This window comes from Nannocystis punicea, from assembly GCF_026965555.1.
GTDB lineage: Bacteria > Myxococcota_A > Polyangia > Nannocystales > Nannocystaceae > Nannocystis > Nannocystis punicea.
In genome coordinates, this window is sequence record NZ_CP114040.1 from 2,523,247 (window position 1) to 2,546,492 (window position 23,246).

Annotated in this window: 16 protein-coding genes; 9 read left to right on the top strand and 7 right to left on the bottom strand. The window is 70.1% G+C overall.

The features are described from left to right. Window positions 1-1,218 precede the first annotated feature (1,218 nt). On the top strand, window positions 1,219-1,344 hold the full coding sequence (locus tag O0S08_RS09700; RefSeq protein ID WP_269038767.1) for a hypothetical protein: 126 nt from the start codon (window positions 1,219-1,221) through the stop codon (window positions 1,342-1,344). Next, window positions 1,341-2,204 (top strand): hypothetical protein, encoded by an 864-nt coding sequence (locus O0S08_RS09705; protein ID WP_269038768.1) that lies wholly within the window; start codon window positions 1,341-1,343, stop codon window positions 2,202-2,204. Before O0S08_RS09700 ends, O0S08_RS09705 begins: the two co-directional genes overlap by 4 nt. Before the next feature lie 68 nt (window positions 2,205-2,272). Here O0S08_RS09705 and O0S08_RS09710 read toward each other — a convergent pair whose 3' ends face one another. Beyond that, complete coding sequence (locus O0S08_RS09710; RefSeq protein WP_269038769.1) at window positions 2,273-3,478, bottom strand: phosphotransferase; 1,206 nt, start codon at window positions 3,476-3,478, stop codon at window positions 2,273-2,275. Between the two features lie 128 nt (window positions 3,479-3,606). Next, entirely contained in the window at window positions 3,607-4,359 is a 753-nt protein-coding gene (locus O0S08_RS09715) for a helix-turn-helix domain-containing protein (protein WP_269038770.1), read from the bottom strand. 108 nt (window positions 4,360-4,467) lie between these two features. Between O0S08_RS09715 and O0S08_RS09720 the strand changes: the two genes are divergently transcribed. Next, entirely contained in the window at window positions 4,468-5,223 is a 756-nt protein-coding gene (locus tag O0S08_RS09720) for an SDR family oxidoreductase (protein WP_269038771.1), read from the top strand. A 44-nt stretch (window positions 5,224-5,267) separates the two neighbouring features. On the opposite strand, the gene O0S08_RS09725 is transcribed toward O0S08_RS09720, so the two are convergent. Continuing rightward, window positions 5,268-6,014 (bottom strand): hypothetical protein, encoded by a 747-nt coding sequence (locus O0S08_RS09725; RefSeq protein ID WP_269038772.1) that lies wholly within the window; start codon window positions 6,012-6,014, stop codon window positions 5,268-5,270. Between the two features lie 785 nt (window positions 6,015-6,799). On the opposite strand from O0S08_RS09725, the gene O0S08_RS09730 reads away from it, so the two are divergent. From O0S08_RS09730 to O0S08_RS09750, 5 genes are read left to right on the top strand one after another with little or no spacing between them, the layout of a single operon-like run. After that, window positions 6,800-9,088 (top strand): type VI secretion system Vgr family protein, encoded by a 2,289-nt coding sequence (locus O0S08_RS09730; RefSeq protein WP_269038773.1) that lies wholly within the window; start codon window positions 6,800-6,802, stop codon window positions 9,086-9,088. Window positions 9,089-9,094: 6 nt separating this feature from the next. Beyond that, window positions 9,095-10,288, top strand: coding sequence for a tetratricopeptide repeat protein (locus O0S08_RS09735; RefSeq protein WP_269038774.1), 1,194 nt, complete (start codon window positions 9,095-9,097; stop codon window positions 10,286-10,288). After that, window positions 10,285-11,169, top strand: a complete 885-nt coding sequence (locus O0S08_RS09740) for a PAAR domain-containing protein (RefSeq protein WP_269038775.1) — start codon at window positions 10,285-10,287, stop codon at window positions 11,167-11,169. Before O0S08_RS09735 ends, O0S08_RS09740 begins: the two co-directional genes overlap by 4 nt. A 2-nt stretch (window positions 11,170-11,171) precedes the next feature. After that, a complete protein-coding gene (locus O0S08_RS09745) occupies window positions 11,172-14,474 on the top strand; it encodes a tRNase toxin domain-containing protein (protein ID WP_269038776.1) in 3,303 nt (1,100 codons plus the stop codon). Then, window positions 14,474-14,929 carry a Cdi1I family immunity protein gene (locus tag O0S08_RS09750; protein ID WP_269038777.1) on the top strand — a complete coding sequence of 152 codons (456 nt, stop codon included), beginning with the start codon at window positions 14,474-14,476 and terminating at the stop codon, window positions 14,927-14,929. The genes O0S08_RS09745 and O0S08_RS09750 overlap by 1 nt, the downstream gene beginning before the upstream one ends. A 166-nt stretch (window positions 14,930-15,095) precedes the next feature. Here the strand turns inward: O0S08_RS09750 and O0S08_RS09755 are convergent, their stop codons facing one another. The 3 genes from O0S08_RS09755 to O0S08_RS09765 all read right to left on the bottom strand — a co-directional run bounded on the left by O0S08_RS09755 (window position 15,096) and on the right by O0S08_RS09765 (window position 20,242). Beyond that, window positions 15,096-17,012, bottom strand: coding sequence for a serine/threonine protein kinase (locus tag O0S08_RS09755; protein ID WP_269038778.1), 1,917 nt, complete (start codon window positions 17,010-17,012; stop codon window positions 15,096-15,098). 6 nt (window positions 17,013-17,018) lie between these two features. Then, entirely contained in the window at window positions 17,019-18,665 is a 1,647-nt protein-coding gene (locus O0S08_RS09760; protein ID WP_269038779.1) for a protein kinase family protein, read from the bottom strand. A gap of 134 nt (window positions 18,666-18,799) precedes the next feature. Continuing rightward, window positions 18,800-20,242, bottom strand: coding sequence for a serine/threonine protein kinase (locus O0S08_RS09765; RefSeq protein ID WP_269038780.1), 1,443 nt, complete (start codon window positions 20,240-20,242; stop codon window positions 18,800-18,802). A 764-nt stretch (window positions 20,243-21,006) separates the two neighbouring features. Here O0S08_RS09765 and O0S08_RS09770 point away from each other — a divergent pair. After that, on the top strand, window positions 21,007-22,320 hold the full coding sequence (locus tag O0S08_RS09770) for a hypothetical protein (protein ID WP_269038781.1): 1,314 nt from the start codon (window positions 21,007-21,009) through the stop codon (window positions 22,318-22,320). An 83-nt stretch (window positions 22,321-22,403) separates the two neighbouring features. On the opposite strand, the gene O0S08_RS09775 is transcribed toward O0S08_RS09770, so the two are convergent. Then, on the bottom strand, window positions 22,404-22,865 hold the full coding sequence (locus tag O0S08_RS09775) for a hypothetical protein (protein WP_269038782.1): 462 nt from the start codon (window positions 22,863-22,865) through the stop codon (window positions 22,404-22,406). Window positions 22,866-23,246: the final 381 nt, after the last annotated feature.

The window sequence follows — 23,246 nt, forward strand, 5'->3', positions numbered from 1 at the left end:
GATCCAAACGGCGGCCACATGGAGTACGGCACTTGTAAAGTTGTATACGTACACGGCTTGGGACCGATCTGCAGTTGCAGCCCTTCCGGCGATTCATCTGGATGCAAGTTGGTACAGTAGCCCGCACGCCGTCGGCGACCGACCTCGACGGCTTAGAGCGCGCGACACCTCGAACGGCGTCGCGTTGGTCTGCTCGTCGGCGGTGAGGCGCGCCTTTTCGTCGCAGTCGCTCGGGCGGCGCGGCGCTCAGCTCAGCGAGCCATTTCTCGGCGGCGGTCATGCGGCCCCCGCGAGAGCCGGCTCGAGGATTTCGACGAGGACATCCTTGCGGAGCCGGTAGGGGCTTCACGTGTCCGCGGCTCCGCACCTCGACCTCGATCACCTTCGGGGAGACCTCGCGGACAGCGACGATCGTGCCGCTCCAGGGGTTGTGATGATGACGGGCGACGGTGTCGCCGGCGCGCAGTTCAGCGGCCGCCTTCGCGGGCCGGTGGCCCTTCCCCTTGACATAGACGGTCGTGCCGTCGTCGCGCTCCTCGCGGAGCGGCAGGAGGTTGTCCAGCTTGCCGCGCTCCTCCATCTGCTCCATCTCGTCCCACGTCCAGAACCGAATTCTGGCGCGGCCCGTGCGCGTTTGCCTCGACCTGGTAGTCCCGGAGGACTTGAGGATCTGGAGACCGAGCTTGTATTGCTCGTCCGCCTAGCGGCGGCCTGTTTCGGAGGTGTAGTTCACGGCGGTCCTCCGAGCTCGGCGATGGCCTCGCCGATCAGGAGCCCAACGAAGAACGCGAACCAAGCTCCGGTGAGCAGTTCGATCACCATGGGCGATGTCCGGCCAATTTCGCCTGCAGCGTGGCGCGCATCATCGGCGAGTGAGCTGCCCGCCGCGGGCTCGCGGTCGGAGGAACTTGAGCATCTGTCTACGAGGCGTAGAGGGCGGAGATGCGCGGAGCGGCAAGACCGCTGTAGTGGGTCTTGTCTCGACGCTCGTCTCGACGGCCGGGCGGGCACGTTGCTTGTCACGGCGGCCCACCGACTGGCGGCCCCGAGGCTTGTCCCCTTGAACCGTCTAGACGGGCACAGGAGCCCGAGCACGCGACGGTGCGATCTCCCGGTCGCCTCGAAAATTCGTCCTGATTTTGTCGCGATTCGGCCAGTTTTCGAGACGACCCATCGTACACTGGCTCGTAGAGGGGTCTGGCGCCCCGTGTACACCACATGACGAACGTGCGCGAGGACGGGACCATCCCGCAATTCGAGCCGCCGCACTGGACCAAGCTCAACACGTTCCGCACGCAGGCGCAGATCGCCGCCGGCGGCGAGGTGTGCATCCCGCCGCAGTGAGCGACGCCATGGGCACGTGGGGCGACGGCATCTACGACAACGACAGCGCGCTCGACGGCCTCGCCGCACTCGTCGCGCGCCGCGAAGGCACGACCGAGGCCGCCCGGCTGGTCGCGCACATCGGCCTGCTCGCCTGGCTCGATCCGGTCGGCGTCACCCACGATCCCCCGGCGTTGTGGGTTCGCCTCGACGATCACGCCGCTGCGATCGCGCAGCTCCCCGAGGACACCCGAGCCGCGCTGCAGCGCCTGCGTGACGATCCCGAGGGCGTCACCGAACACGGGTCGCGCACGCCCGAGGTGCAGGCCGCTCTCGGCGGCTACTGCGACGGTCCGCGGATGGACGCGCTGCTGCGCTTTCCTGGGGCCCAGCCCGTGATCGACGAACTGGCCGGACGCGCGGTCGCCCAGCTCGATCGGGTCCTCGGTCGCAAGGTCGATCTCTACGAGGTCGCCGGCGACCTGGTCGCCCTCGGTGTCCTCGTCGAGCTGGCGAAGGCGGGCCTGTGGACGCCGCAGCCGGCGCGCGTCGCTGCGTGGCGGACAGGCTTCGCCGCCATCGACAAGGCCACCCGCAGCGAGCGCGGCTTCTGGTGGAAGTACGTCCGTCGCGTCCACACCGGCTTCGACCTGCTGGCCCCGCCGCCGCCGGACGCGCCCGCCAAGCGCGCCAGGCCGCTCGTGCGCAAGCCGGCTGCGCCCGCGCCGGCCGAGCCCGAGCGTTACACCCACCCGAAGTTCGGCGCCGGGACCTTGATCGCACGCACCGGCTCCGGCGACGGCGCCACCCTCGAGCTCCGCTTCGACGACGGCGTCACCCGCAAGATCCTGGCCCGCTTCCTCGCGCCCGAGCGCTCCTGATATTATTAATAATACATGCCCTTAAGGACATGTGATGCCAATTGCCCGGCGAGGCGCGGCGCTCCACCTCAACGAAACGCGGGATAGAGCGGCAACGGCTGGGACTCGGGCCAGCGCCGGTGCAGTTGCTCCAGCAGCGCGTCGGCGGTGCCGCGCAGGGCCGGCAGCCGATCGAAGGCGGTGGCGGCGGTGATGAAGGCCTCCAGCCGCGCCAGGATGCGCGACCGCGTCGTGGCGATGCCCCAGTCGGAGTCCGCCTCGATCGCGCGTTCGAGCAGCCACGCCAGCGACGCGATCAGCCAGTAGCCGCTCATCACGGCCAGGGCGGATTCGAAGAGTCGGTCGTCTTGCGCTGCCGGGCAGCCGCGCGCCAGCTCGGCGCGATAGCTGCGCTCCACGCGGCTCAGCAGCGCCTCGGGCAGGCGGTTGGCGCACCAGCAGGTCGGGAACTGCATCCGGGCGTGGGCACCGTCGCGCAGGGCGTGGCCGAAGTACCCGAACTCGAAGTCGATCAGGCGCAGGCGACCGCCGCTGTAAAAGACATTGTCGGGACATGGGTCGCCGTGGATGTAGGCGAGAAAGGGGCCGGGGTGCGCGACTGCCTCGCAGATCGTGGCGACGTCGTCGGCGAGGCCCGCCGCGGCCGGCGACCCCAGCCGCTCGAGCAGACCGACCACGCGGTCGGCCTGCTCCCGCAGCTCGTCCGCCTGCCGGAGGCACGTCGCAGCGACGCCCGCGGACTTCGAGTCGATCGCCCGCGCGATCGCCTCGAAGCGGGCGGCGCCGCCGATCGTGTCGGCGTGCATCGCACCGAGACGGGCCGCGAGGGCCAGGAGCGCCTGCTCGGCCCCGGCCGCATCGCCTTCGAGCAGCGGCTCGACCAGGTCGTGGTGTTCCCCCAGATCCTCGAGGACGATGAGGCCGCGGGCTCGGTCGCCGCCATGAAAGCGCGGGCCGTGCAGCGACTCACCGGCGACTGCGCCGAGGAATTCGGCGCCGGCCCAGTCGCCGAAGAACCGTCGAACATCCCAGGAATCGACTGCATCCGGGTCGTAGCCGTGCATCACGACCTGCTTGACGATCACGCTCGTCGGGCCGTCGTCGAGCGCACCGGCGACCGCGCAGCGCAGGATCAGATTGCGGCGCCCCTCCTCGCTCACGCGTTCGGCCGCGGTCACCCGCACCGGAGCCTCCAGGCCGGCCGAGAGCAGGGTCTCGACCGCCGCGAGCTGCGAGGCGAACAAACCACCGTGCTCCGGGTCGGCAGCGCTCACGAGAGGCTTCTTTAGCACGGCGACGATCCCGGCGTCCCGCGGGTCCTCCAGCGACGCGCGGGGCGGTCGCAGAGGGCGCTCGCTGGCCGAGCGACGGCGGAGCCATCACGCGCGTGCTGTCGGACGTCTCAGCGCGCGTAGCGGCCCGGGGTCGTGCCGACGATTCGCCGGAAGTGACGGTTGAGCTGGCTCTGATCGTAGAGCCCGACCTGCAGGGCGACGTCGCTCGGTCGCACGCCTGCGGTCAGGAGCTCCTTCGCGCGCATGATCCGGAGCCGCGTCAAATAAGCGTGCGGCGGCATGCCGACCTGCGCGCGGAAGGCCCGGCACAGGTGGAACTTGTCGTAGTCGGCGTGCGCCGCGAGGTCGTCGAGCGTGACGTTCTCGGCCAGTCGTTCGTGCAGCAGTTCGACCGCGCGGCGCACCGGCGGGGTGTGCTCGCACTTGGCGTCGCCGACCGCCGCGAATGCGGCGATCGCCTCGGCGACCGCGACCTCGAGCGCGAGGCGATCGGCGCCGGACAGCACCGCGTCGTGCAGGCGCTGGAAGGGCGCGCCGCGCTCGTCGTCGGCGGCGAGCTGCGGGTGCACGCGCAGCTTGCCTGCCACGGGCTCGACGAGGTGGGCGGGGAAGGCGACGATCTGAAACGTGCCGGGGCCGTCGCGCGAGACGTCGCGGTGCACGTCGCCGGGTTGCTTGAACTGCAGCGACCCCGGGGCGCTGCGCCACACCTTGCCGCTGCTCCACCACTCCGAGCGCCCGGTCTCGACGCGGGCGACCGCGTAGCTCTCCTTCATGCCGGCGTGGAGCTCGTCGGTCCACCAGCGAGTGGCGCGCAGGCCGGGCACCGAGACGGCGAGCTCGTGGGTGCGAATCGCCATGGGGGTAGGATAGGTCCGGCGCGCGTGCGCCGCTTGGAGATTCTTGGCGGCGCCGGCCGGCCAAGAATCGCCAAGCCGACGCGCACACCGGGGCGCTATGCCGGGGTCATGCATGACAAACCAGTCGCCCTGGTCACCGGGGCCAACAAGGGAATCGGCCGCGCGATCGCCAGCGAGCTGGCGGCGCGCGGCTACACGGTGCTGGTCGGTGCGCGCGATCTCGTCCGCGGCGAGGCGGCGGCGAAGGCGATCGCCGGTGATGCGCGGGCGCTCGCGCTCGACGTGACGGACGCCGGTTCGATCGCCGCGGCGGCTGGACGGATCCGCGAGGAGCTCGGCCGGCTCGACGTGCTCGTCAACAACGCCGGCATCGCCCGCAGCAGCGCCTCGACGTCGGGCTCGCTCGCGGAGATCGCCGCCCGCGGCAGGCCGAGCAGCGCCTCGCTCGCCGAGGTGCGCGAGGTGTTCGAGACCAATGTGTTCGCGGTGATCGCGGTGACCCAGGCGATGCTGCCGCTGCTCCGCGCCGCGCCGGCCGGACGCATCGTCAACGTGTCGAGCCGCGTCGGCTCGCTGTCCACGATCAGCGCCGCCGATTATCCGTTCCGCGGGATCGGCGGGGTCGGGTACGGCCCGTCGAAGAGCGCCCTCAACGCGGTGACGCTGGCGTTCGCGCAGGAGCTCGCCGACACGCGGATCAAGGTGAACGCGGCGTGCCCCGGTTACACCGCGACCGACATGAACGATCACAGCGGACCGCGAGGCGTCGCCGAGGCCGCGCGAGAGCCAGTGAGGCTCGCCCTGCTCGGCGCCGACGGACCGACGGGCACGTTCTCCAACGACGACGGCCCGCTCCCCTGGTGAGCCCGCGAGGACCGGGCGGCTGGCCTGGCCTGGTGGCCGCGCGTCTACGGCACGCGCCTTCGTGGCGGAGGCGCCGTCGAGATGTCGAACACGAGGCGCTCCGCGGGCTCGAGATCGACGCGCTGCGGGCTGCCAGTGCCGCCTCGTCGGGCGAGGGGCGGGTGCTCGCGCGAGGCGAAGAGCGGGCGCCCGCGGAGCTCGTGGGTCGCGGGTGTGAACTCGTCGGCGAGCCAGAGCTCGGCGGGCTGATGGTCGAAGCGGAGCGCCGACAGCCGCCAGATCTCGGCGACCAGCGGTGGGCCGTCGGCTTCGACCGCGCGCTGGACCGGCTCGATCTCCAGCAGTTGCCCCGGGGCCAGCCGCACTGCGTAATCACAGGCCGCATCGTCGTCGCAGATCTGCAGCCAGCGCGCCTTGCCGCCGTCCTCGGCGGCGATTTTTTCGACGTGAACTCTGGTACCGCGGCGCTTGATCGTCCCGTCGCTGCTCCCCTCGCTGGGGAAATGCAACACGAACCAGGCCGGCTCCCGCGTGTCGTTGACGAACGTGACGGCGAGCCAGAGCCAGCCTCTGTGCTCCTCTCCGAGGGAGACGCGCTCGACGGACGAGGTGCGTCGCACGGCCTCTTCGGGCGGCGCGGCCGGTGGAGGTGTGACGGACGGTTGGGGGAGCGGCGTCGCGGGCGGTGGGATTGCCGGAGCGACCGGGGCGGGCTGCGAGGGCGCGTCGGCGTCGGCGCTGCAGGCCAGCGTGGCCGCGAACAGCTGGATGAGGCGCGCCGATCGTCGCAAGCTGCCAGTCTAGCCGAGCGTGGCGGCGTCGACCAGACGGCCGCGAGGGCGCGAGCGGTGCGTCAGGGGTTCGACTCGGTCCGCATCTTCTGAAGATGCGCGCGGATCTTCTCCGGCCAGAGGTGGTACGCTCTGGCGATCCGGTTTTTGCTCCGTCCTCGTCATTGATGACACCGGCGGGCAGGCGGCCGACAATGAGCAATATGCTGCGTATGGATGATCAGGCGCCAATGCGCGTGAGGCCGGCGCGAACGGATGGTGCATGCATTTGCGTCGTCCTGCAAAGCGGAGTCAGCCATTCCGCGCGACCGGCGAAGGGGAGAGGGCGGCGAGGCGCTCGTCGGCTCGGGCGGCGCCGTCAATCGCGGCGAGCTCGTGTATGCCGTCGCGCGGGCCGGCGAGGAATTGGCCGACCTCGACACGGGGAACGAGCGCGGGGCTCGCCGGCTCCGAGGCCGGTGCCGGCGGGAATCGGGCGACTCGAAATTCGGTCGTTGTAGGGCGGTGGAGGCGCTCAGGTCCGCGCGCGGGGAGCGGGGTCGCTCGTGGGAGTGCGCCCATTCGAGAGGCCGCGGGGCCGGTGTTCGCCGTCGAGCGTGCGGATGTTGCGGAGCCGTCGCTCGGCCATGCGCGCGGCCGGGCTTCGCTTCGCTCATTCAGCTTCTCCCATGACATTCGTTCACATCGCGCGGACACGTTGCAATTGCGATCGGTCCGCGTGTACCTTCTTGTAACCTCCCATCCGGTCGAAAGCCGAAGCATGATGCGCGGTAGGGGTATGTTCCGTGAATAGCGTCTCCAACGTCGTTTCGGCGCTGCTCGGCGATCGAGCCCCGTTCTCGCTCGTCGTCGACGGTATCGCCGAGCTGCCCAGGGTGGTCCGTTTCAGCGGACGCGAGGGGGTCAGCGAGCTGTACGAGTTCAGGGTCGAATTCGCGGCGGGCGAGCTCGATCTCGCCCAGATGATCGGGAAGGCGGCGACGCTGCAGCTCGACGGCCTCGGGCCGCCGCGCCTCGTGCACGGCGAGATCGCCAGCATCGAGTATACCGGGGATTCGCGGCGCTATCAGCTGTACGAGCTGATCCTCGTCCCGCGGGTGTGGCGGCTGCTGCACCGTCAGGGCTCCCGGATCTTCCAGAACAAGACCACCGCCGAGGTCGTCGCCGCGGTGTTCAAGGACGCCGGCCTCGGCAGGGACGACTTCCGCTTCGAGCTCGCGGCCGCCTACGCCCCGCGTAACTATTGCGTGCAGTACCGCGAGAGCGACCTGGCGTTCGTGTGTCGGCTGCTCGAGGAGGACGGGATCCACTACTTCTTCGAGCACCGCGAGTCGCGAGCGACGATGGTGCTGACCGACCACTCGCAGGCCCATCCGGCGATCGCCGGCGAGTCGACGGTGTGGAACCACGAGAGCGGCGAGCTGCGCGACCGCGAACACGTCAGCTCGCTGCGGCTGGTCGAGCGCGTGCGGCCCGGCAAGGTGTCGCTGCGCGACTTCAACTTCCACAAGCCGACGCAGAAGACCGAGGCCGACGCGAGCGCCAAGCGCGACGTCGACCTCGAGGTCTACGACTATCCGGGTGAGTTTCAGGAGCCGAGCGCCGGCGGGCCCCATCAGGGGCAAGCGATGGCGAAGATCCGGCTCGAGGAGCTGCAGCTGATGCGCCGCCAGGTGTCGGGCGCGAGCGACTGCATGCGCCTGGTGCCGGGCCACCTGTTCACGGTCGAGGGCCACCACCGCGCCGACCTCAACGGCGCGCGCGTGCTGACGCAGGTGATTCACCAGGGCACGCAGACGCAAGCGCTCGACGAGGACGCCGCCGAGGGCTCGTTCCACTACGGCAATCAATTCGTGTGCGTCGACAAGCAGGTGCCGTTGCGGCCGCCACGCGCGACGCCGCGGCCGGTCGTGCGCGGCGTCCAGTCGGCGACGGTGGTCGGCCCGGCGGGCGAGGAGATCCACGTCGACGAGCAGGGCCGCGTGCTGGTCCAGTTCCACTGGGACCGGCAAGGGCAGCACGACGAGCGGTCGTCGTGCTGGGTGCGGGTGTCCCAGAGCTGGGCCGGCGCCGGCTGGGGCGCGATGTTCATCCCGCGGATCGGCCACGAGGTGCTGGTCGACTTCATCGAGGGCGACCCCGACCGGCCGATCGTCACCGGCCGCGTGTACCACGGCGAGAACGCGACGCCCTATCCGCTGCCCGACGAGAAGACCAAGAGCACCGTCAAGTCCGAGAGCTCGCCCGGCGGCGGCGGCTTCAACGAGCTCCGCTTCGAGGATCGCAAGGGCTCCGAGGAGGTCTTCTTCCACGCGCAGCGCGACCTGAACGAGGTGGTGCTCAACAACAACAGCCGCGCGGTGACGGTCGACCAGACGTTCACGGTCGGCGGCAACCAGACGTTCACGATCACCGGCGACCGCAGCGTGACCGTGACGGACGGCGACGAGTCGCTGACGGTGAGCACCGGCAAGAGCACGACGACGATCAAGCAGGACCGCAGCGTGACCGTGAACTCGGGCGACAGCTCGCTCACCGTCGAGTCCGGGACGCACACGATGACGGTCAAGCGGGCCATCACTGCGACGTCGCAGACCGAGAACATCGGCTTGACGGCGAAGACGGGGATCGCCCTCACCGCCGAGACGGCCGACCTGACCGCGACGGCTCAGCAGGCGGTGGCGATCGCGGCGAAGACGAAGACGTTGACGATGTCGGCGCTCAAGGACGCGGCGCTCGCGTCCCTGACGGGCAAGCTGGGCCTGTCCGGCAAGAAGGAGGTGTCGCTGGTCTCGGCGACCTCGACGCTGACGATGGGGAGCAAGGAGAAGGCGACGCTGGCGTCGAGCGACGCGGTCCACATCGCCGCGGTCAACACGGTCGCCGTCGGCAGCAACACCGTCGAGGTCCAGGGCAAGAAGATCGTGCTGACCGGCGCCGAGGAGATCACGCTGCAGGTCGGGTCGAGCTCGATCACGATCAAGGCCGACGGCGTGACCGTTTCGGGGCCGAAGATCACCAGCTCGGCGATCGGGATGCACACGATCTCCGGCGCGCTGATCAAGATCAACTGAGGTCCGATGCGCACGCTCCAGCGACTCGGCCAGGACCTCGCCGGCTTCATCGCCGGCCACGAGCACGGGCTCTGCGTGCTGCAGGCGGAGCGCGACTACCTGCCGTGGGTCCACGCGACGCTGCACGAGCTCGCGGCGGGCTCGGCCGACGTGTTTCTGCCGTTCCCGCACCCGTTCGTGTCGGCCGACGCCTACGCGGCGACGGTGGCCGAGGGCTGCCTGCTGGTCGCCCGCGACCGTGCCGGCGACGCCGCCCTCGAGCTGCCCCAAGCGTGCGTCGATCCGGCGCGGCCGGCGGTCGCGCGGGTGCGGTCGACGCTCGAGTTCACGCGCGACATCGTCCTGCCCAAAAGGACATGTCCTCCACGACTGGTAGCGATCCTCGTCCCGCTGACGGTCGAGGCCGAGGCGCCGGCGCTGGAGTTCGCGCGCGCGCTGGTGGCGGCCGAGCCGGGCTGGCCGCCGTGGTTCCACCGGATGCGGATCTTCGTCCACGCGCCGCCGGGCGCCGCGCTCGGCGAGCTGCCGCGCTTCTCTCGCGCGCTCGCGGTCGACCTGTCGCTCACTGCCCTGGCGACGGGTGTCTCGGAGGAGGCGAACGATCCCGAGGCGCCGCCGGAGCGGCGGGCGCAGGCGCTGCTGCAGGCGGCGGCGATCGACGCGGCGAGCGGGCGCCACGACGAGGCGATCGTCGGCTTCCGCGAGCTGTACTCCTGGGCCGAGGCGGCCGCGAACCCGGTGCTCTCGGCGCTGGCGCTGAGCGGGCTCGGCGACGTTTCATCTGCCCGAAAGGACAGCCGCGAGGCGGTGTCGTGGTACGAGCGCGCGCTCGTGCCGGCGAGCCGGACCGGGGCGGCGCTGCTGATGCTCGCCATCACGCAGAACCTCGCGCGGCTGTACTTCGAGCTCGACCGCCGCGCCGACGCCGAGACGTTCTACGACGGGGCGCAGAAGCTCGCCATGGCCGTCCCCGACGCGGCCAGCCATGCGCAGGCGCTGCAGTGGCGCGGGCGGCTGGAGGAGCTGCGCGGGGCTCACGAGGAGGCGGCGAGGAGCTACCTCGCGGCGGCGCAGGTGGCCCGGGATCACGCCCACGCGGCGCTGCTCGCCGAGCTGCGGCCGCGCCTGACGACGAGCCAGCGCCGCGTGCCCGCCGGGCTCGGACGCGAGATCGCGGTGTTCCTGGAGGGGTCGCAGTGAGCCAGCTGTCCCTCATGGCGACGCCGAAGGCGCCGCCCGAGCCGCCGAAGAACCCGGCGCGGGTGCTGCAAGAGGGCATCGGCACGGTGATGGCGACCATCAACGCGCCGGTCGACGCGTTCAACGAGAAGTTCGCTGTGCTCACTGCCGGCCTCGCGCAGGCGTGGCCGGAGTTCCCGGCGGCGACGATCGGGTCGCTCGCGGTCGGGCTGCCGCACGCCCACCTCCCGCTGCCGACGCCGCTGCCGGTGATCGGCGCCGTGGCGCTCGGCTGCTGCGTGTCGGTGCTGATCAACGGATTGCCGGCCGCGCGCGTCGGCGACATCGGCCTCAACCCGACGTGCCTCGGCGCGCCGCTGCCGGGCTTCGAGATCTTCACCGGCTCGTCGAAGGTGTTCATCGGCGGGGCCAGGGCGGCGCGTATGTTCGACGTGACGATGCATTGCTGGCCCGCGCCGACGAAGGGGCTGAAGCCCGGCGCGCTGACGACGGTCGCGTCGGCCGCGAACAAGGTGATGCAGGTGATGCCGTTCGTCGGGATGGGGGCGCAGGCGGTCGGCGTGGTCGCCGACGGCATCGACTCGGCGAACGCCGAGGACCCGGCCGTCGCCGAGGCGTACGCCCTGTCGGCCGTGATGGGTGCGGCGCAGCTGGCGATGGACGCCGCGTCGATGGCTGCGGGGATGCTGCTGGGCAAGAACCCGTGCATCGGGCCGCCGATGGGTGCGCTCCTGCTGGGCGCGCCGAACGTGCTGATCGGCGGGTTCCCGGTGCCGAGCGGCGTGGCGATGGCCCAGCGGCAGCTGTCGCGGGCCGACCTGCCGCCGAGCCGGCGCGGGAAGAACGATGCGGACCAGCAAGGACCGGCGACTTGCAAATGACGATGGACGCGCAAACTCCACGATGCGGCGGCGGCCGGGGGCTGCGATGGGTCGGCGATCCGGTCGACGTCGTCACCGGCGCGCTCGCGGACGCGGCGGCCGAGTTCACGCTGCCGCTCGGGCCGCAGCCGGAGGCGGGGGCGATCGTCTGGCGGCGCTACTACAACACCGCCAACCTGGCCGACGGCCCGCTCGGCCGCGGTCACACCCACGAGTACGATCGCACGCTGCGGGCGGTCGTCGACGGGTGGTTGTACACGCAGCCGGACGGCGAGACGGTGCTGTTCCCGTTCGCGCCCCCGGGAGAGGCCAGCGAGTGCGCGCGCTTCGTGCTGAGGCCGATGGTCGGCGGCTTCACCGTGCGGGCGCCGGACGAGACCGAGTACGAGTTCGCGGTCGCGGACGTGGCCGCGGTCGCGCGCCCGCGCAAGGTGTCCCGAGAGACATGGTCGATCGCGCTCGAGTACGACGAGCGCGGGCGGCTGGTCCGGCTGGCCGACGCCGCCGGCGCGCACGTGGTGACGATCGAGCGCGCCGGCGAGCGGGTGCAGACGATCTGGCTGACCCGCCACCCGACGCGCACGCAGGGGCCGCCGCTGGCGCTGATGCGCTACCAGTACGGCGACACGGGCGACCTGCTGGCGGCGACCGACCGCTACGGACACGCGCAGCGGTTCACCTACGACGCGGCGCACCGGATGGCGACCCGCGTCGACCGCAACGGCTACCGCTTCGAGTACTCCTACGACGCCGCGGGCCGCTGCGTGCTGTCGCGCGGGCACGACCGCAACGGCGAGGTGCGCCTGCGCTACATGCCCGAGGCGCAGGCGACCGAGGTGACGCGCGCCGACGGCGGCGCGTGGCTTTATCGCTACGACGCGTCGCTGTCGATCACCGAGATCATCGATCCGTACGGGGGGATCCGCCGGTTCGAGTACGATGATGCGGGGCGTCTGAGCCAAGAGACAGACGCCGGCGGTGACACGCGCAGCCCGGTGTACGACGCCGCCGGTGAGATCGTCGCCTGGCGCACCGCCAACGGCGGAGTGCGGCCCGCCGAGGTGCCCTCGGGGCCGCTGCCGCACCGGGTGCCGCGGACGCCGGCGGAGCTCGAGCTCGGCGAGCTGGCCGCAGAGGTGCTGGAGAACGCGCCGCTGGCGTCGCCGGGGATCGAGCCGCTGTTCACGGGCGGGGCGTCGATCTACTCGCACCTGTTCCCGGAGCGCGACCCGCGGGCGCAGGTGCGGCGCGACGAGCTGGGTCTGCTGGTCGAGGAGCGCGGGGCTGCACCGTCGCCGCGGCGATGGGCGTACACGCCGAACGGCTGGGTGCGCTGGTACTCGGACCACGACGGCGGCCGCTACGAGTTCGAGTTCGCCGGCGGCAACATGCGCAACCTCGCCCGCGATCCGCTGGGGCGGACGATCCGCTACGAATACACGCTGACCGATCAGATCGCCGCGGTGACCGACCCGGCCGGCAATCGTCACACCTACCGCTACGATCTGCGCGACGCGCTGACCGAGGTCCGGCACTACGAGCAGCTGGTCGAATCGTACAAGTACGACCGGGCCGGCAACCTGATCGCCAAGCACGACGCGCGCGGCGAGCTGCTGGTGTCCTATCAATACGGGCCGGACGGGCTGAAGTCCGTGCGCCGGCTGGCCGACGGGGAGGAGCACCGCTATTCGTACACGCCGGCCGGGCAGTTCGCGCGCATCGAGTGGGCCGGGCAGGCGCTGGAGTTCGCGTACACGGGGGCGGGGCGGCGGCGCAAGGACCTCCGCGACGGCCGCGGGGTGGAGCACGCCTTCCTCGCCGACCGGCTGCTGGCGACCACGGTGCTCGGCCGCTTCACGACGCGCTACCGTCGGCTCGACGCCGGGACGCTCGAGATCACCGACCCGCTCGGCGACGTGCATCGACTGGTGCTCGAGTCGGACGGGGTGGTCACGCGGCACCTCGCCTGCGGCGCGCGCGAGCTGACGCAGGTCGACTCGCGCGGGCACGTGCGCGAGAAGCACCTGTTCCCGGTCGACGGCAGCGAGGCGCCGTGGCGACGGACCTTCGCGTATTCGGCGGAGGGCGACCTGCTCGCGGTCAAGGACTCGGAGCGCGGCGAGACGCGCTACCAGTACGACGCGGCCCACCAGCTCGCGGGCGTGACGAGGCCCGACGGCCAGGGCGAGAAGTACACGTACGACGCGGCCGCGAACCTGGTGGAGGCGCCGCACCTGCCGGCGGCGGCGATCGGTCCGGGCAACCAGCTGCTGATGGCGAACGGCAGCAGCCTCAGCTACGACCACCGGAACAACCTTTCAGTGTGGGAGCGCGAGGGCCGGACTCTACGCTTCCAGCGCGACGCGCTCGACCGGCTGCGAGCGATCGAGGGCCTGGACGCGGCCTGGACCGCCGAGTACGACCCGCTGGGCCGGCGGATCCGCAAGACCTTCGGAGCGAGCTCGACCGAGTACTTCTGGGACACCGACCGCCTCGCGGCCGAGATCCACAGCAGCGGCCGCGTCCGGGTGTATGTCTACGTCGACGACTTCTCGCTGACGCCCTGGCTGATGATCGACTATGATTCGGTCGATGCCGAGCCAGGCAGCGGCAAGCTCCACTACCTCGTCACCGACCAGCGCGGGGCGCCCGTCGCTGCGCTGGACGGCAGCGGACAGCGGGTGTGGTCGGCGGAGCTGGCGCCGTACGGGCTGGCGCAGGTCCAGGGCTCGCTCGAGGTCTCGCACCGGCTGGCCGGGCAGTTCTACGACGCGGAGACGGGGCTCTGCTACAACCGCTTCCGCTACTACAGCCCGGAGCTGGGGAGGTATCTCGAGGAGGACCCGGCTGGGACGGGCGGAGGGCTCAACCTCTATGCATACACCTGCAACCCGCTGGTCCAGTTCGACCCGCGCGGGCTGGTGTGCACGCACTGCCAGTCGAAGGACCACGAGACCGAGGATTGTCCAATTAAGAAGCTCGCAGAGGGTTTAGGGCTTGGCGTCAATGATACGGCGACGGCACTACATTCTGCCTCGGGGGCGTACAAGGGCACAACTCGGCTGGGCCACGCGCTGTCAAAGCATGCGGGTCGTAACCCGCAGATCTGGGGCAAGGTCACCGGCAACCCAAGCACGTGGCATCAGCAGGCGCTTCAACACTTCCGCGACATCGCCGGCGGTCCGGGCTCGGCCAACAAGGTGACCGACCCGAAGACGGGACTGCAGTGGATAGAGAAGAGACTGCCCGACGGTCGAGGCATCCGGCTGAATCTTGACTACACATTCAAGGGATTTGTGGACTGATGGGCCAAATCGTCGAGGTAGTTTTCGAGTCTGTGGCCCCGAATACGGCGGCTACACTCCTGCATGACGTTATTGCGACGTCTAGCGACGTGCGCGGCATCGACGTGGACGGAAAGAGCGTTTCCTCGGGCGCGAGTGCCAGGGAGCTCGTAGGTTCCGGCGCTTCGTGTGTATCGGTTCGATTGTCCGATGCTACGATGGGTTGCCGGCTAGTTCCGAACGTCGGGCTCCGCCTGCTGAAGACCGGCGACGACTGCTACGATGTTGAGGTCAATCTCGACCTCGATGACGTTGACGAGCCGTCCACCATAGCGTCAGCCCTGCACGACTTTGCGCGAGACCTGGCGCGACGGAACGACGTGGCCAGCTATTTCGCCGGACTCGAACCTGCTGCCGATGAGGACACCAGGATTTTCACCGGAGAGACACAGGGTCCGTTGCGCTTCCTGAAGTAGCCAGAGGCCAATGCCCTGGTGCGGGCTCGGCGGGAGCGGACAGCGTCGAGGTCGGAACCGAGGCCGAGCACCAGGGGGCGCCCGGACAGGCGTACGATTCGTTTTTGCTGCTCGTACGTGAGGTGCGAGGCGCAGTGGGAGACGACCTCCGTGGCCTACTCGTGGGCTATAACAGCGCCCAGACGATAACGCCGACCAGAAGCAAGAGGACAAGGACGAGGTTGACCTTCAGCAGGGTCGTTCGCAGGGGATTTTCGGGGGTCGGCGTTGAAGGGGGAGAGGACGGTTCGGGGGCCTGTGCCTCTTGAGCGCGGCGAGGTCGGCTGAGGTCGTGGACGCGCATGGCTCCGATCGTTGGATCGAGTGACGACGACGCGGATTTTGGCGAGGTCTGGGCGGGCGAGCCATGGATGCGGCCCATGACGATAGTTCTCTCGTCATCATCCTCCCCTGGCGACCTCGGCAGGGGGCGCGGCACGGCGCTGAGACGGGGGTTGGCCTGCAGCTCGGTCCTGTCTGAAGGGGGCGGCGATTCTCGTGCTGGCTGCGGGCTCAGGATCTCGGTTCGATCGGGGAGCGAGGGCGAGGGGTTCAGGATCTCGGTTCGGTCTGGCGGTGGGGTTTTTCCGGGGAGCTTCTCGGTGCGTACTTCGGGCGGAGATCGGTGGCTCGGGAATCTTTTTTGAAAGACCTCCGTGCGCTCGTCGAGGGGGTCGGCCGGTCGATTCGGTCGGGCTCCGAAGAGGGACACTCGCTCGGTGGGAGGGTCCTCGGTGTTGGCGAGGAGCAGAGTAGTGTCCTGCTGGGACGGTGGGAGGCGTTCGGTTCGCTCGATCGACGCGTCTTGGGCGGCTCGAGAGAGTATCGCCCGCGCGCTCTGCACCGGCTTGAGCGGCGCGGGGCGGCCGGCGAGTGGGCGCAGCGGGGATACGGGCGGGTTGGGGGTCGTGACCGGCCGTTGCTCGGGTCGCTGGGGGGAGGGCGAATCGACGCCTGATCTGTGCGCGGCCGCGGTCGGGAGCGGGCTCGCTTGCGTCTCTGGCTTGCGCGTGGGCGATGCGGTCTCTGGCTTGCGCGTGGGCGATGCGGTCGGGAGCGGGCTCGCTGGCGTCTCTGGTTCGAGAGTGGGCGGCGCGGTCGCTGGCGTCTCTTGCTTGCGCGTGGGCGATGCGGTCGGAGGCGCGCTCGCTGGCGTCTCTGGCTTGAGTGTGGGTGATGCTTTCGGCGGCGGATTCGCTGGAGTCTTTTGCTTGCTCGCGGGCGGCGTTACTGTCGGTGGATTCGCTGGCGTCTCTGGTTTGCTTGCAGGGAGGCCCAGAGCTTCGCGCAGGGCGGCACGCATCGCGGCCAAATTGGAGGGGCGTTGCGCGGGGTCGACTGCGAGCGCCTGGTCGAGCAGGCGATCGACGGCGGGGGGCACGGGCGCGAGCGAGCTGAGCATCGGCGGCGAGGCCGAGGGGCAGGTGCCTGAGATCAGCTCATATAAAATGGCCGCGAGGGCGAAGGCATCACTGCGTGGATCGCCCTTTTCGTTGCGCTGCTCCGGGGCGCGGTACTCGGCCTCTTCGAGCTGTTCACCGACGAGCTCGATCTCGGCGACGCCGTAGTCGAGCACCTCGACCTCGTCGGCGATACCCACGGTGCAGCGCGATGGGGTGAGCGCCCGGTGGGCGACGCCGGTCTTTTCGACTGCGTCGTGCAGGACGGCGGCGATCCGCTCGCCGATGGTCAGGGCTCGCTGCCAGGGGATCCGTCCTTCCTGCGCGCGCAGTCGATCGAGGCTGCGATTCACGGGTGGATCGTCGACGACGTGCGGCGGGTCGGGCGGGGTCGCGGGGACCTGCGGCGGGAGCGTCAGGCCGGGGATCTCGGCCTCGGTGGCGGTCGTCACCAGGCGGTGGTATTCGGCCCACGCGCTCGCCGTCGTACACGCGGGGTCGAACAGCGTCAGGGCGCGCCGCTGGCCGGCCTGCGGGTCGTGGGCGAGGTATGTCAACACCGCTCCGTCGCCGCGGAGGGGGGCCAGCAGCTCGAAGCGGCCGGCGATCGAGGTGCCGAGGGGTGGTGGGAACAAGTCGGCCATTCGTCGTTATCGCCAGAACGTCGAGACGATGTCGCGCTGGATCTTGTGGTGCAGGCGCTTGATCTCGAGGAGGAACCGCTGGGCCGCCTCGCAGCCGCGATCGATGCGGGTCTTGGCGTAGCTGCCGGGCAGGCCGCGGGTCATCGCGCGCAGGATGATGACGATCAGCTCGTCCTGCCAGAAGGCGGAGCGGATCGCCTTGCGCACGCCCGGGTAGAGGTCGAGGCCGCGGAGGGCGCCGACGTCGATGGGGCGTCGCTTCTCCTGCGCCGTGTACACGAGCGCGTGGAGGGGCTCCATGCGGGTGATGTCTTCGGACAGCAGGAAGTAGAAGAGCGCGCCGAGGGCGAAGATGTCGTGCGGCTCGAGCAGCGGTCGTTCGACGATGCAGCGGCGGTAGTCCTGGACGTCGGGGGCGACGCCGCTGTATTTGGCGACCTTGCCGCCGTCGAGGATCGCCTCGATCTTGAGGTCGTGGACGTGCTCCTCGTCGAGCGAGTGGCTGATGATGTCGCCGGGCATCAGCGGCAGGGACAGGCCGCGCATCTCCGGCGGGATGACGAACGTCTTCTCCTCCGGTGAGAAAGTGAGCGGTACGTCGAGGCCGACGTCCTGGCGGCGGTTCTTCGCCTCGGGCGACAGGAACGGGCTCTTGTTCTGGCCGGTGGCCTCGTCGTCGTCGTACCACGAGCGGGTGGGCGTCGCCTCGTCGGCGAGGCCGAAGTCGATCAGCAGGGTGCGGAACGTCGGGTACCCGGTGAGGTCGTTGAGGATGTCGCTGACGTTCATCTCCGGGCGGTGCTCGCCGCGCCAGTTCGACTTGCTGTTACGGACGCCCGAGAAGCGGACCATGATGTTGTCGGCGGCGAGGTCCTTGTGGATGATCCGCTTCTCGCCGTGCAGCCACGCCACGCCCTCGACGAGCTGGACCACGGCCAGCACCTTCTCGAGCAGGAGCGCCTTCTCGAACAGCTCCGCGGTGCGCTGCTGCAGCCACTTCTTCGGCAGCAGGGCGCCGAGCCGCTCGAGCCAGCCGTGCTTGGAGGCGAGGACCAGGGCGGTCGTCTCGCTGCCCTTCTTCTTCCACTGGTCCATCACCTCCTCGCGGCGGCGCCGCGCGAAGTCCTTGAGGCCGAGGGTCAGGTGCTCCATCACGATCACGTCGCGATGGACGAAGTTGATGATCGTGCCCTTGCCCTCGACCGCCTTGTCCTGGCAGCACGTGCGCGCGGTCGCCGAGGAGAGCTCCTGCACGCGGTCCATGACGCGGTTGGCCGGCAGCACGTACTTGCAGGCGGTGCACTGCAGGCCGGGGTGGGCGTCGAGGTCGACGCGGGTCAGCGGCTCCTGCCCGCACGTGGGGCAGCGCGGGTGATAGACCTTGCCGCAGCCGCACAGCACCAGCGGCCGCAGCTGCAGCACGTCGAGGATGTGCAGGACGTTGACGTTGTCGGCGTCGCTCAGCTTGCGCAGGTGGGCGATCTCGGTGGCGAACAGGCGCTCGTGGGCGAGGGTCGCGTGGCTGTGCAAGATCTTGATCGCCACGCTGCGGGCCGGCTGGCTGCCGATCTGCTGCTGGCCGCACAGGACGCGGGCGAACTTGCCCTGACCGAGCTCGACGGGGACCCATAGCCCGCCGCGGTTGCGGGTCATGCGAAAGGCGTAACGTAGCTGGGAGTTGACGGTCTCACGGCTGATCGCCGCCTCGGGCGGGAGCGCCGCCTGCGTGAGACTGGCGGCCCTCGACGCGGATATGTCGGTCGTTTGTGCCATCGCTCATCGATCCTTCAGGTGATACCGATACATGCCAGGTGGGCGCGCGCCAGCTCCGGCTCGTCGACCTGCAGGACGATGAAGTCGCGGACCGGGGTGGCGAAGCAGACGGTGAGGTGCAGGCGGGTGACGTCGATCGAGAGCCGCTCGCTCAGGCGGGCCTGGGTGGCGTAGCAGATGACCTCGCGCAGGCCGAAGGCTCGCTGACCGACGTAGACGACCTTCTCGGCGCCCGGGTCGAGCATCGCGCGGGTCAGGCGCGAGCCGACGCCGTTCGGATTGGAGTAGAGCCCGGGCCGCTCGCCGGGGTGGCCGACGACCGTCAGGGCGAGCGAGACCTCGGCGTAGCGCTGGACCACCAGCTTGCACGACAGGCCGGCGGTGATCGGGATCTCGAAGCCGTGGCGCAGCTCGTCGGCGGTCAGCGCGACCGGGTGCAGGATCACCGTGACCTCCGGCGTATTGAGCAGGATCGGCACCGTGGTCGGTGCCACGTCCACGACGCGCCAATTCTCGGGCAGGGCCACCTCGAACTCGTCGTGCGCCGGGATCGCCGCGTCGAGCGTCTCCTCGAGCGCGGTCAGGAGCTCGCGCGCGGTGGCGAAGCGGTCGCGCGGGTTGATGGCGACCGCGCGCGACAGGACGGGCTCCCAGGCGCCGACGTCGAGGCCGACGAGGCCCGGGGTCGGTCGTCGCAGCGCGCACGCGCCGTGCTCCGGGTCGCTGGCCGAATTGGGGTAGGGCAGGTAACCCGTGAGTAGGTGATAGAGGATGAGCCCGAGGGCGTGGACATCGGTGAAGGTGCCCGTGCGGTGTTGCAGCACTTGCTCGGGGGCGGGGTACTTCGGCGAGTGGGCGATGAGGACCGAGCCGGTGGGCGCGTCCGGCAGCGACGCCGGCTCCTCGTAGGCCGGACGGATACAGGCGATGCCGAAGTCGATCAGACGAATACGCCGACCGTGGGCGGATTCAGCCACGATGATGTTGTTCGGCGCGATGTCTCGATGTGCGATGCCGTGGGCGTGTGCCTCGCCGAGCGCCTCGATCACCGGACGCAGCAGCTCGAGCGCCTCGCGGGGGGACCACTCGATTCGCGGGCTCTGCCGCAAGATCTCCGCGAGGGTGCGGCCCTCGATCCATTCGAGCGCCATCCACGGCACGTTTCCGCGCTCGGGGAGGTTGATCGTGCCGCAGTCGTAGGGCCGCACGATTGCCGGGTGCTCGAGCGCGGAGAGGATCTTGATCTCCTGAAAGAAATGCGAGATGGCCTCCTGCTCGATGGAGGCCTCGGGGGTGGCCAGCGGGCAGAACACTTTGACCGCGACCTCTTTGTGCAGAGAGAGGTGGCGCCCGCGATAGACCACGCCGAAGCCGCCGCGCGCGACCGCCCGGTCGAGCGCGAAGGTGCCCTTCAGGGTGGTCCCGCTCAGCCGCAAGATATCGATGTCTTCGCTCATCGCCGCCCATTCCTCTATGCGGGCCGGAGGCCTCGACCCGGTTCATCTTGCTCCGTCTCTATGAGGTGATCAAACCATTTTCGCCACGCGCGAATCCGCCGTCGGCGGCCTCGGCCGGTCGGCCGGTGCGAATGCGCTCGACGCCCGGCGTGGGGGCCTGTGCGAGGCGCTTCGCACATTGCGGTGAGGCCGCGCGCATCCGTGATGCATCATTCAGAAGAATCTGTCGCCGGCAGGGGCGCTCCAGGGCAGCCGGCGCGGCAGCTCGGGCGAGCCATTCACCGCCGCCGTCGCTCCGGCGGCCGGTCGCCTCCTCCGGCTCGTCGCTGGCGCTTTGGCCGCGGAGGTTCGTCCCGTCACACCATCTCTGACCGAGCCGATCGACGTGGCAGACGCGGATGCCTCAGGGAGCGCACGCCCGCGGCGGCCCGGGATCCGCGCCCCGGCACACGATATCGCTCGTCGTGCGGTCCGCACATATTTTGTCGGGCCCGAATGTGAACACGGTGACGGGCACGTCCATGCGATCGGCGCGAGCGAGGACGCAGCGTCGGGCCTCGCCGCTCGACACGGTCCGTCTGCCCGTCAGTAGGGCCTCGCTCCTTCGTCGCTGGCGAACTCCTTGCCGCCTCGGCGAGGACAGCAGCGGTCGGAGTCGTGAGCGGCCGGAGTGGCACGGCGCCGAGGGTCGAGATGGATTCACAGCGATCGGTGTGTCGTGAAGGTCCTCACGTGATGCGAGATTTTTTCGCGACGAGGCGGGCATGCAGATTGCACCGAACGGTGCGATGCGCATCGCCTGGACGCTCGCGGTTCTCTCTCTCTGCCAGTGTGATGTCCTGCGCCTCGGCGGTACGGGCGGCTCGAGTAGCACGGGTGGCGGTACCGGATCGACGGGTGCCGAGTTCGGTTCGTCGGGCGAGCCGGGCAGTTCGGCGTCATGGTCGGGCGGCGAGACCGGGCCGAGCACGGGCGACGGCCAGACCGGGCCCCTGGAGATGTCGACCGCGAGCGGGGTGACGGCGAGCAGCGACACGGGCGATGGAGGCACCGAGAGCACGAGCGGCGAAGAGACCGAGGGCCTTCCGCAGCTCGATTGTCCGGGGGCGAAATGGATGTTCACGTTCCCGGAGTGGAACAGCCCCGCGGCGCTGTTCGTGGATTCGCGTGGGCACCTGTTGATGGGCGGCTACGAGGCGGGCATGACGGTGATGCACGACATCGACGCCGACGGCGTGCTGGTGGGTAGCACGGTCGTGGGATCGACGGCGGACGGGCAGTATAATTTCGGCGGACTCGACGCATCGGACGCCTGGTACGTCGCCTATTTCAGCGACTGGCAGTCTCCGACCGGCGGCGTCCGCAAGTACGCGGTCGGTGGTTCGTTGCTGTGGGATCGGGCCGTCGGCGTGCTGCCCGAAGCGAGCGCGCCGGCGCTGGCCGTCGGCGCCGACGGAACGACGCTGCTGAGCATCGGCTGGGAGGACGGCACGTACCACACGCGCCTCGTCCGCCACGACACCACCGGCAGCAAGACGCTCGACACCACGATCGACGGCGAGTGGCTCGCGCCGCTGGCGGTCGACGCCGTCGGCGGGGCCGCGGCGACTTCGATCGGGGAGCATGGTAAGGCGTTGCGCCTGGGACCGACCGGCGCAGTGCAGTGGTCCCGCGATCTCGATGAGCCGGTCACGCGCATGTGGGCCGGCGTCGTCGCGGGCGGCGACTTCTTGTTCGGTGGTGCGGCCAATGCGACCCCGACGCTGGCGGCGCGCTACACCGCCGGCGGCGCCTCGGTCTGGAACAGTGTGGTGCTGCCGACCCTCGATTCCGGTGACGCCACCGACTTCTACTTCACCTCTGGGGGCGCCTCGGCGTTCTCGCATCGCCTCTTTGGACCGTTCACCGCGGTGGCCACGCGCGTCGCGCCGAACGGCGAGCCGGCGGGCAGCCATGTCTGCGAGAACGCGGCCGGCTCGCCGATGCAGGTGGCGCTGGCCGGCGACGACACGCTCTACCTGGCGGGCGCGGGCATGGTCGGGACGACCAGCATGCGCTTCCTGGCGGCCTTCGATTGAGCGCGCGGCTCAGGACCGTTCGTGGCAGAAGTCGAGGTCGACCGAACCGCCTCCCGTCGCCGAGGCGTGCTTTCGGCGACCTGTCAGCGCGGCGAGGCCTCGAAGGTGCGGACGATGTCCAGGCACCAGCCCAAATCGGTCGAGTCTTCGGATTGTTCCTGGCAGTTCACGTCGATGCGACGACCCGCGACCTCGACGCGGCCGAGGAGCGTGTAATACGGGCCGCCCATGCCGCTGTCCTCGTCGATGTCGATGCGGTAGTGGAGCGCGCCGTCGCGGCGGTCGAAGCGGAGGTCCGCGCTCTCGCCAGCGGGGGCGATCTGCATCTCTTTGGCGTACCGAGCCATGGGCCCGAGGGTGATGTGCGTGCCGTCCGATTTCTCGCTGACGACGGCGTCCTCGGGCACGAAGGCCCGGAGCCGCAGCGCGGGGATGTCGAGGGTCTTGCGCGGCGAGTCCGGGCGCTGCTGCGAGGTGCACCCGCCGGCGACCAGCCACGCGAGGGTGAGCAGGCACAGGCGGCGGGGGCGGCGGGAGGAGGGCATTTCGGGATGATACGACGGTGCGCCTCGTGGCGCCCGCCTCCCTGGCTCGGCGCGGCTCGCCGGCCAGTGCAGGCGATGTTCTCCGCCGCGCCTCGATAGGCCGCGCGCGGATGTGCCGGGCGGCGGACGAGCCTCGACGGGTCGGCGCGATGGAGGTGTCCTTTCAGACAGGTGGTGAAGCGCGTCGTCGCCGGGAGGTCCCGGCTGGCGGATGGTCGCGTCGTGGATGTTCTTTTCGACATGTCTTTAAGGACATCAATGTGCCGGCGTTGCCGTGCCGCGGGGAGGGCGTCCTCGGCGCGGGCGGATCCGCGAGCGGGAGATTTTTTGCACCCGCCGGGGCAATTTTTTCCCGGGCGGCGGGTACTCCTCCCGGGCTAA

Coding starts and splice junctions, on each gene's coding strand:
- O0S08_RS09700 (WP_269038767.1), top strand. CDS start 1,219: ATGACGAACGTGCGCGAGGACGGGACCATCCCGCAATTCGAGCCGCCG.
- O0S08_RS09715 (WP_269038770.1), bottom strand. CDS start 4,359: ATGGCGATTCGCACCCACGAGCTCGCCGTCTCGGTGCCCGGCCTGCGC.
- O0S08_RS09720 (WP_269038771.1), top strand. CDS start 4,468: ATGCATGACAAACCAGTCGCCCTGGTCACCGGGGCCAACAAGGGAATC.
- O0S08_RS09735 (WP_269038774.1), top strand. CDS start 9,095: ATGCGCACGCTCCAGCGACTCGGCCAGGACCTCGCCGGCTTCATCGCC.
- O0S08_RS09745 (WP_269038776.1), top strand. CDS start 11,172: ATGGACGCGCAAACTCCACGATGCGGCGGCGGCCGGGGGCTGCGATGG.
- O0S08_RS09750 (WP_269038777.1), top strand. CDS start 14,474: ATGGGCCAAATCGTCGAGGTAGTTTTCGAGTCTGTGGCCCCGAATACG.
- O0S08_RS09755 (WP_269038778.1), bottom strand. CDS start 17,012: ATGGCCGACTTGTTCCCACCACCCCTCGGCACCTCGATCGCCGGCCGC.
- O0S08_RS09760 (WP_269038779.1), bottom strand. CDS start 18,665: ATGACCCGCAACCGCGGCGGGCTATGGGTCCCCGTCGAGCTCGGTCAG.
- O0S08_RS09765 (WP_269038780.1), bottom strand. CDS start 20,242: ATGAGCGAAGACATCGATATCTTGCGGCTGAGCGGGACCACCCTGAAG.
- O0S08_RS09770 (WP_269038781.1), top strand. CDS start 21,007: ATGCAGATTGCACCGAACGGTGCGATGCGCATCGCCTGGACGCTCGCG.
- O0S08_RS09775 (WP_269038782.1), bottom strand. CDS start 22,865: ATGCCCTCCTCCCGCCGCCCCCGCCGCCTGTGCCTGCTCACCCTCGCG.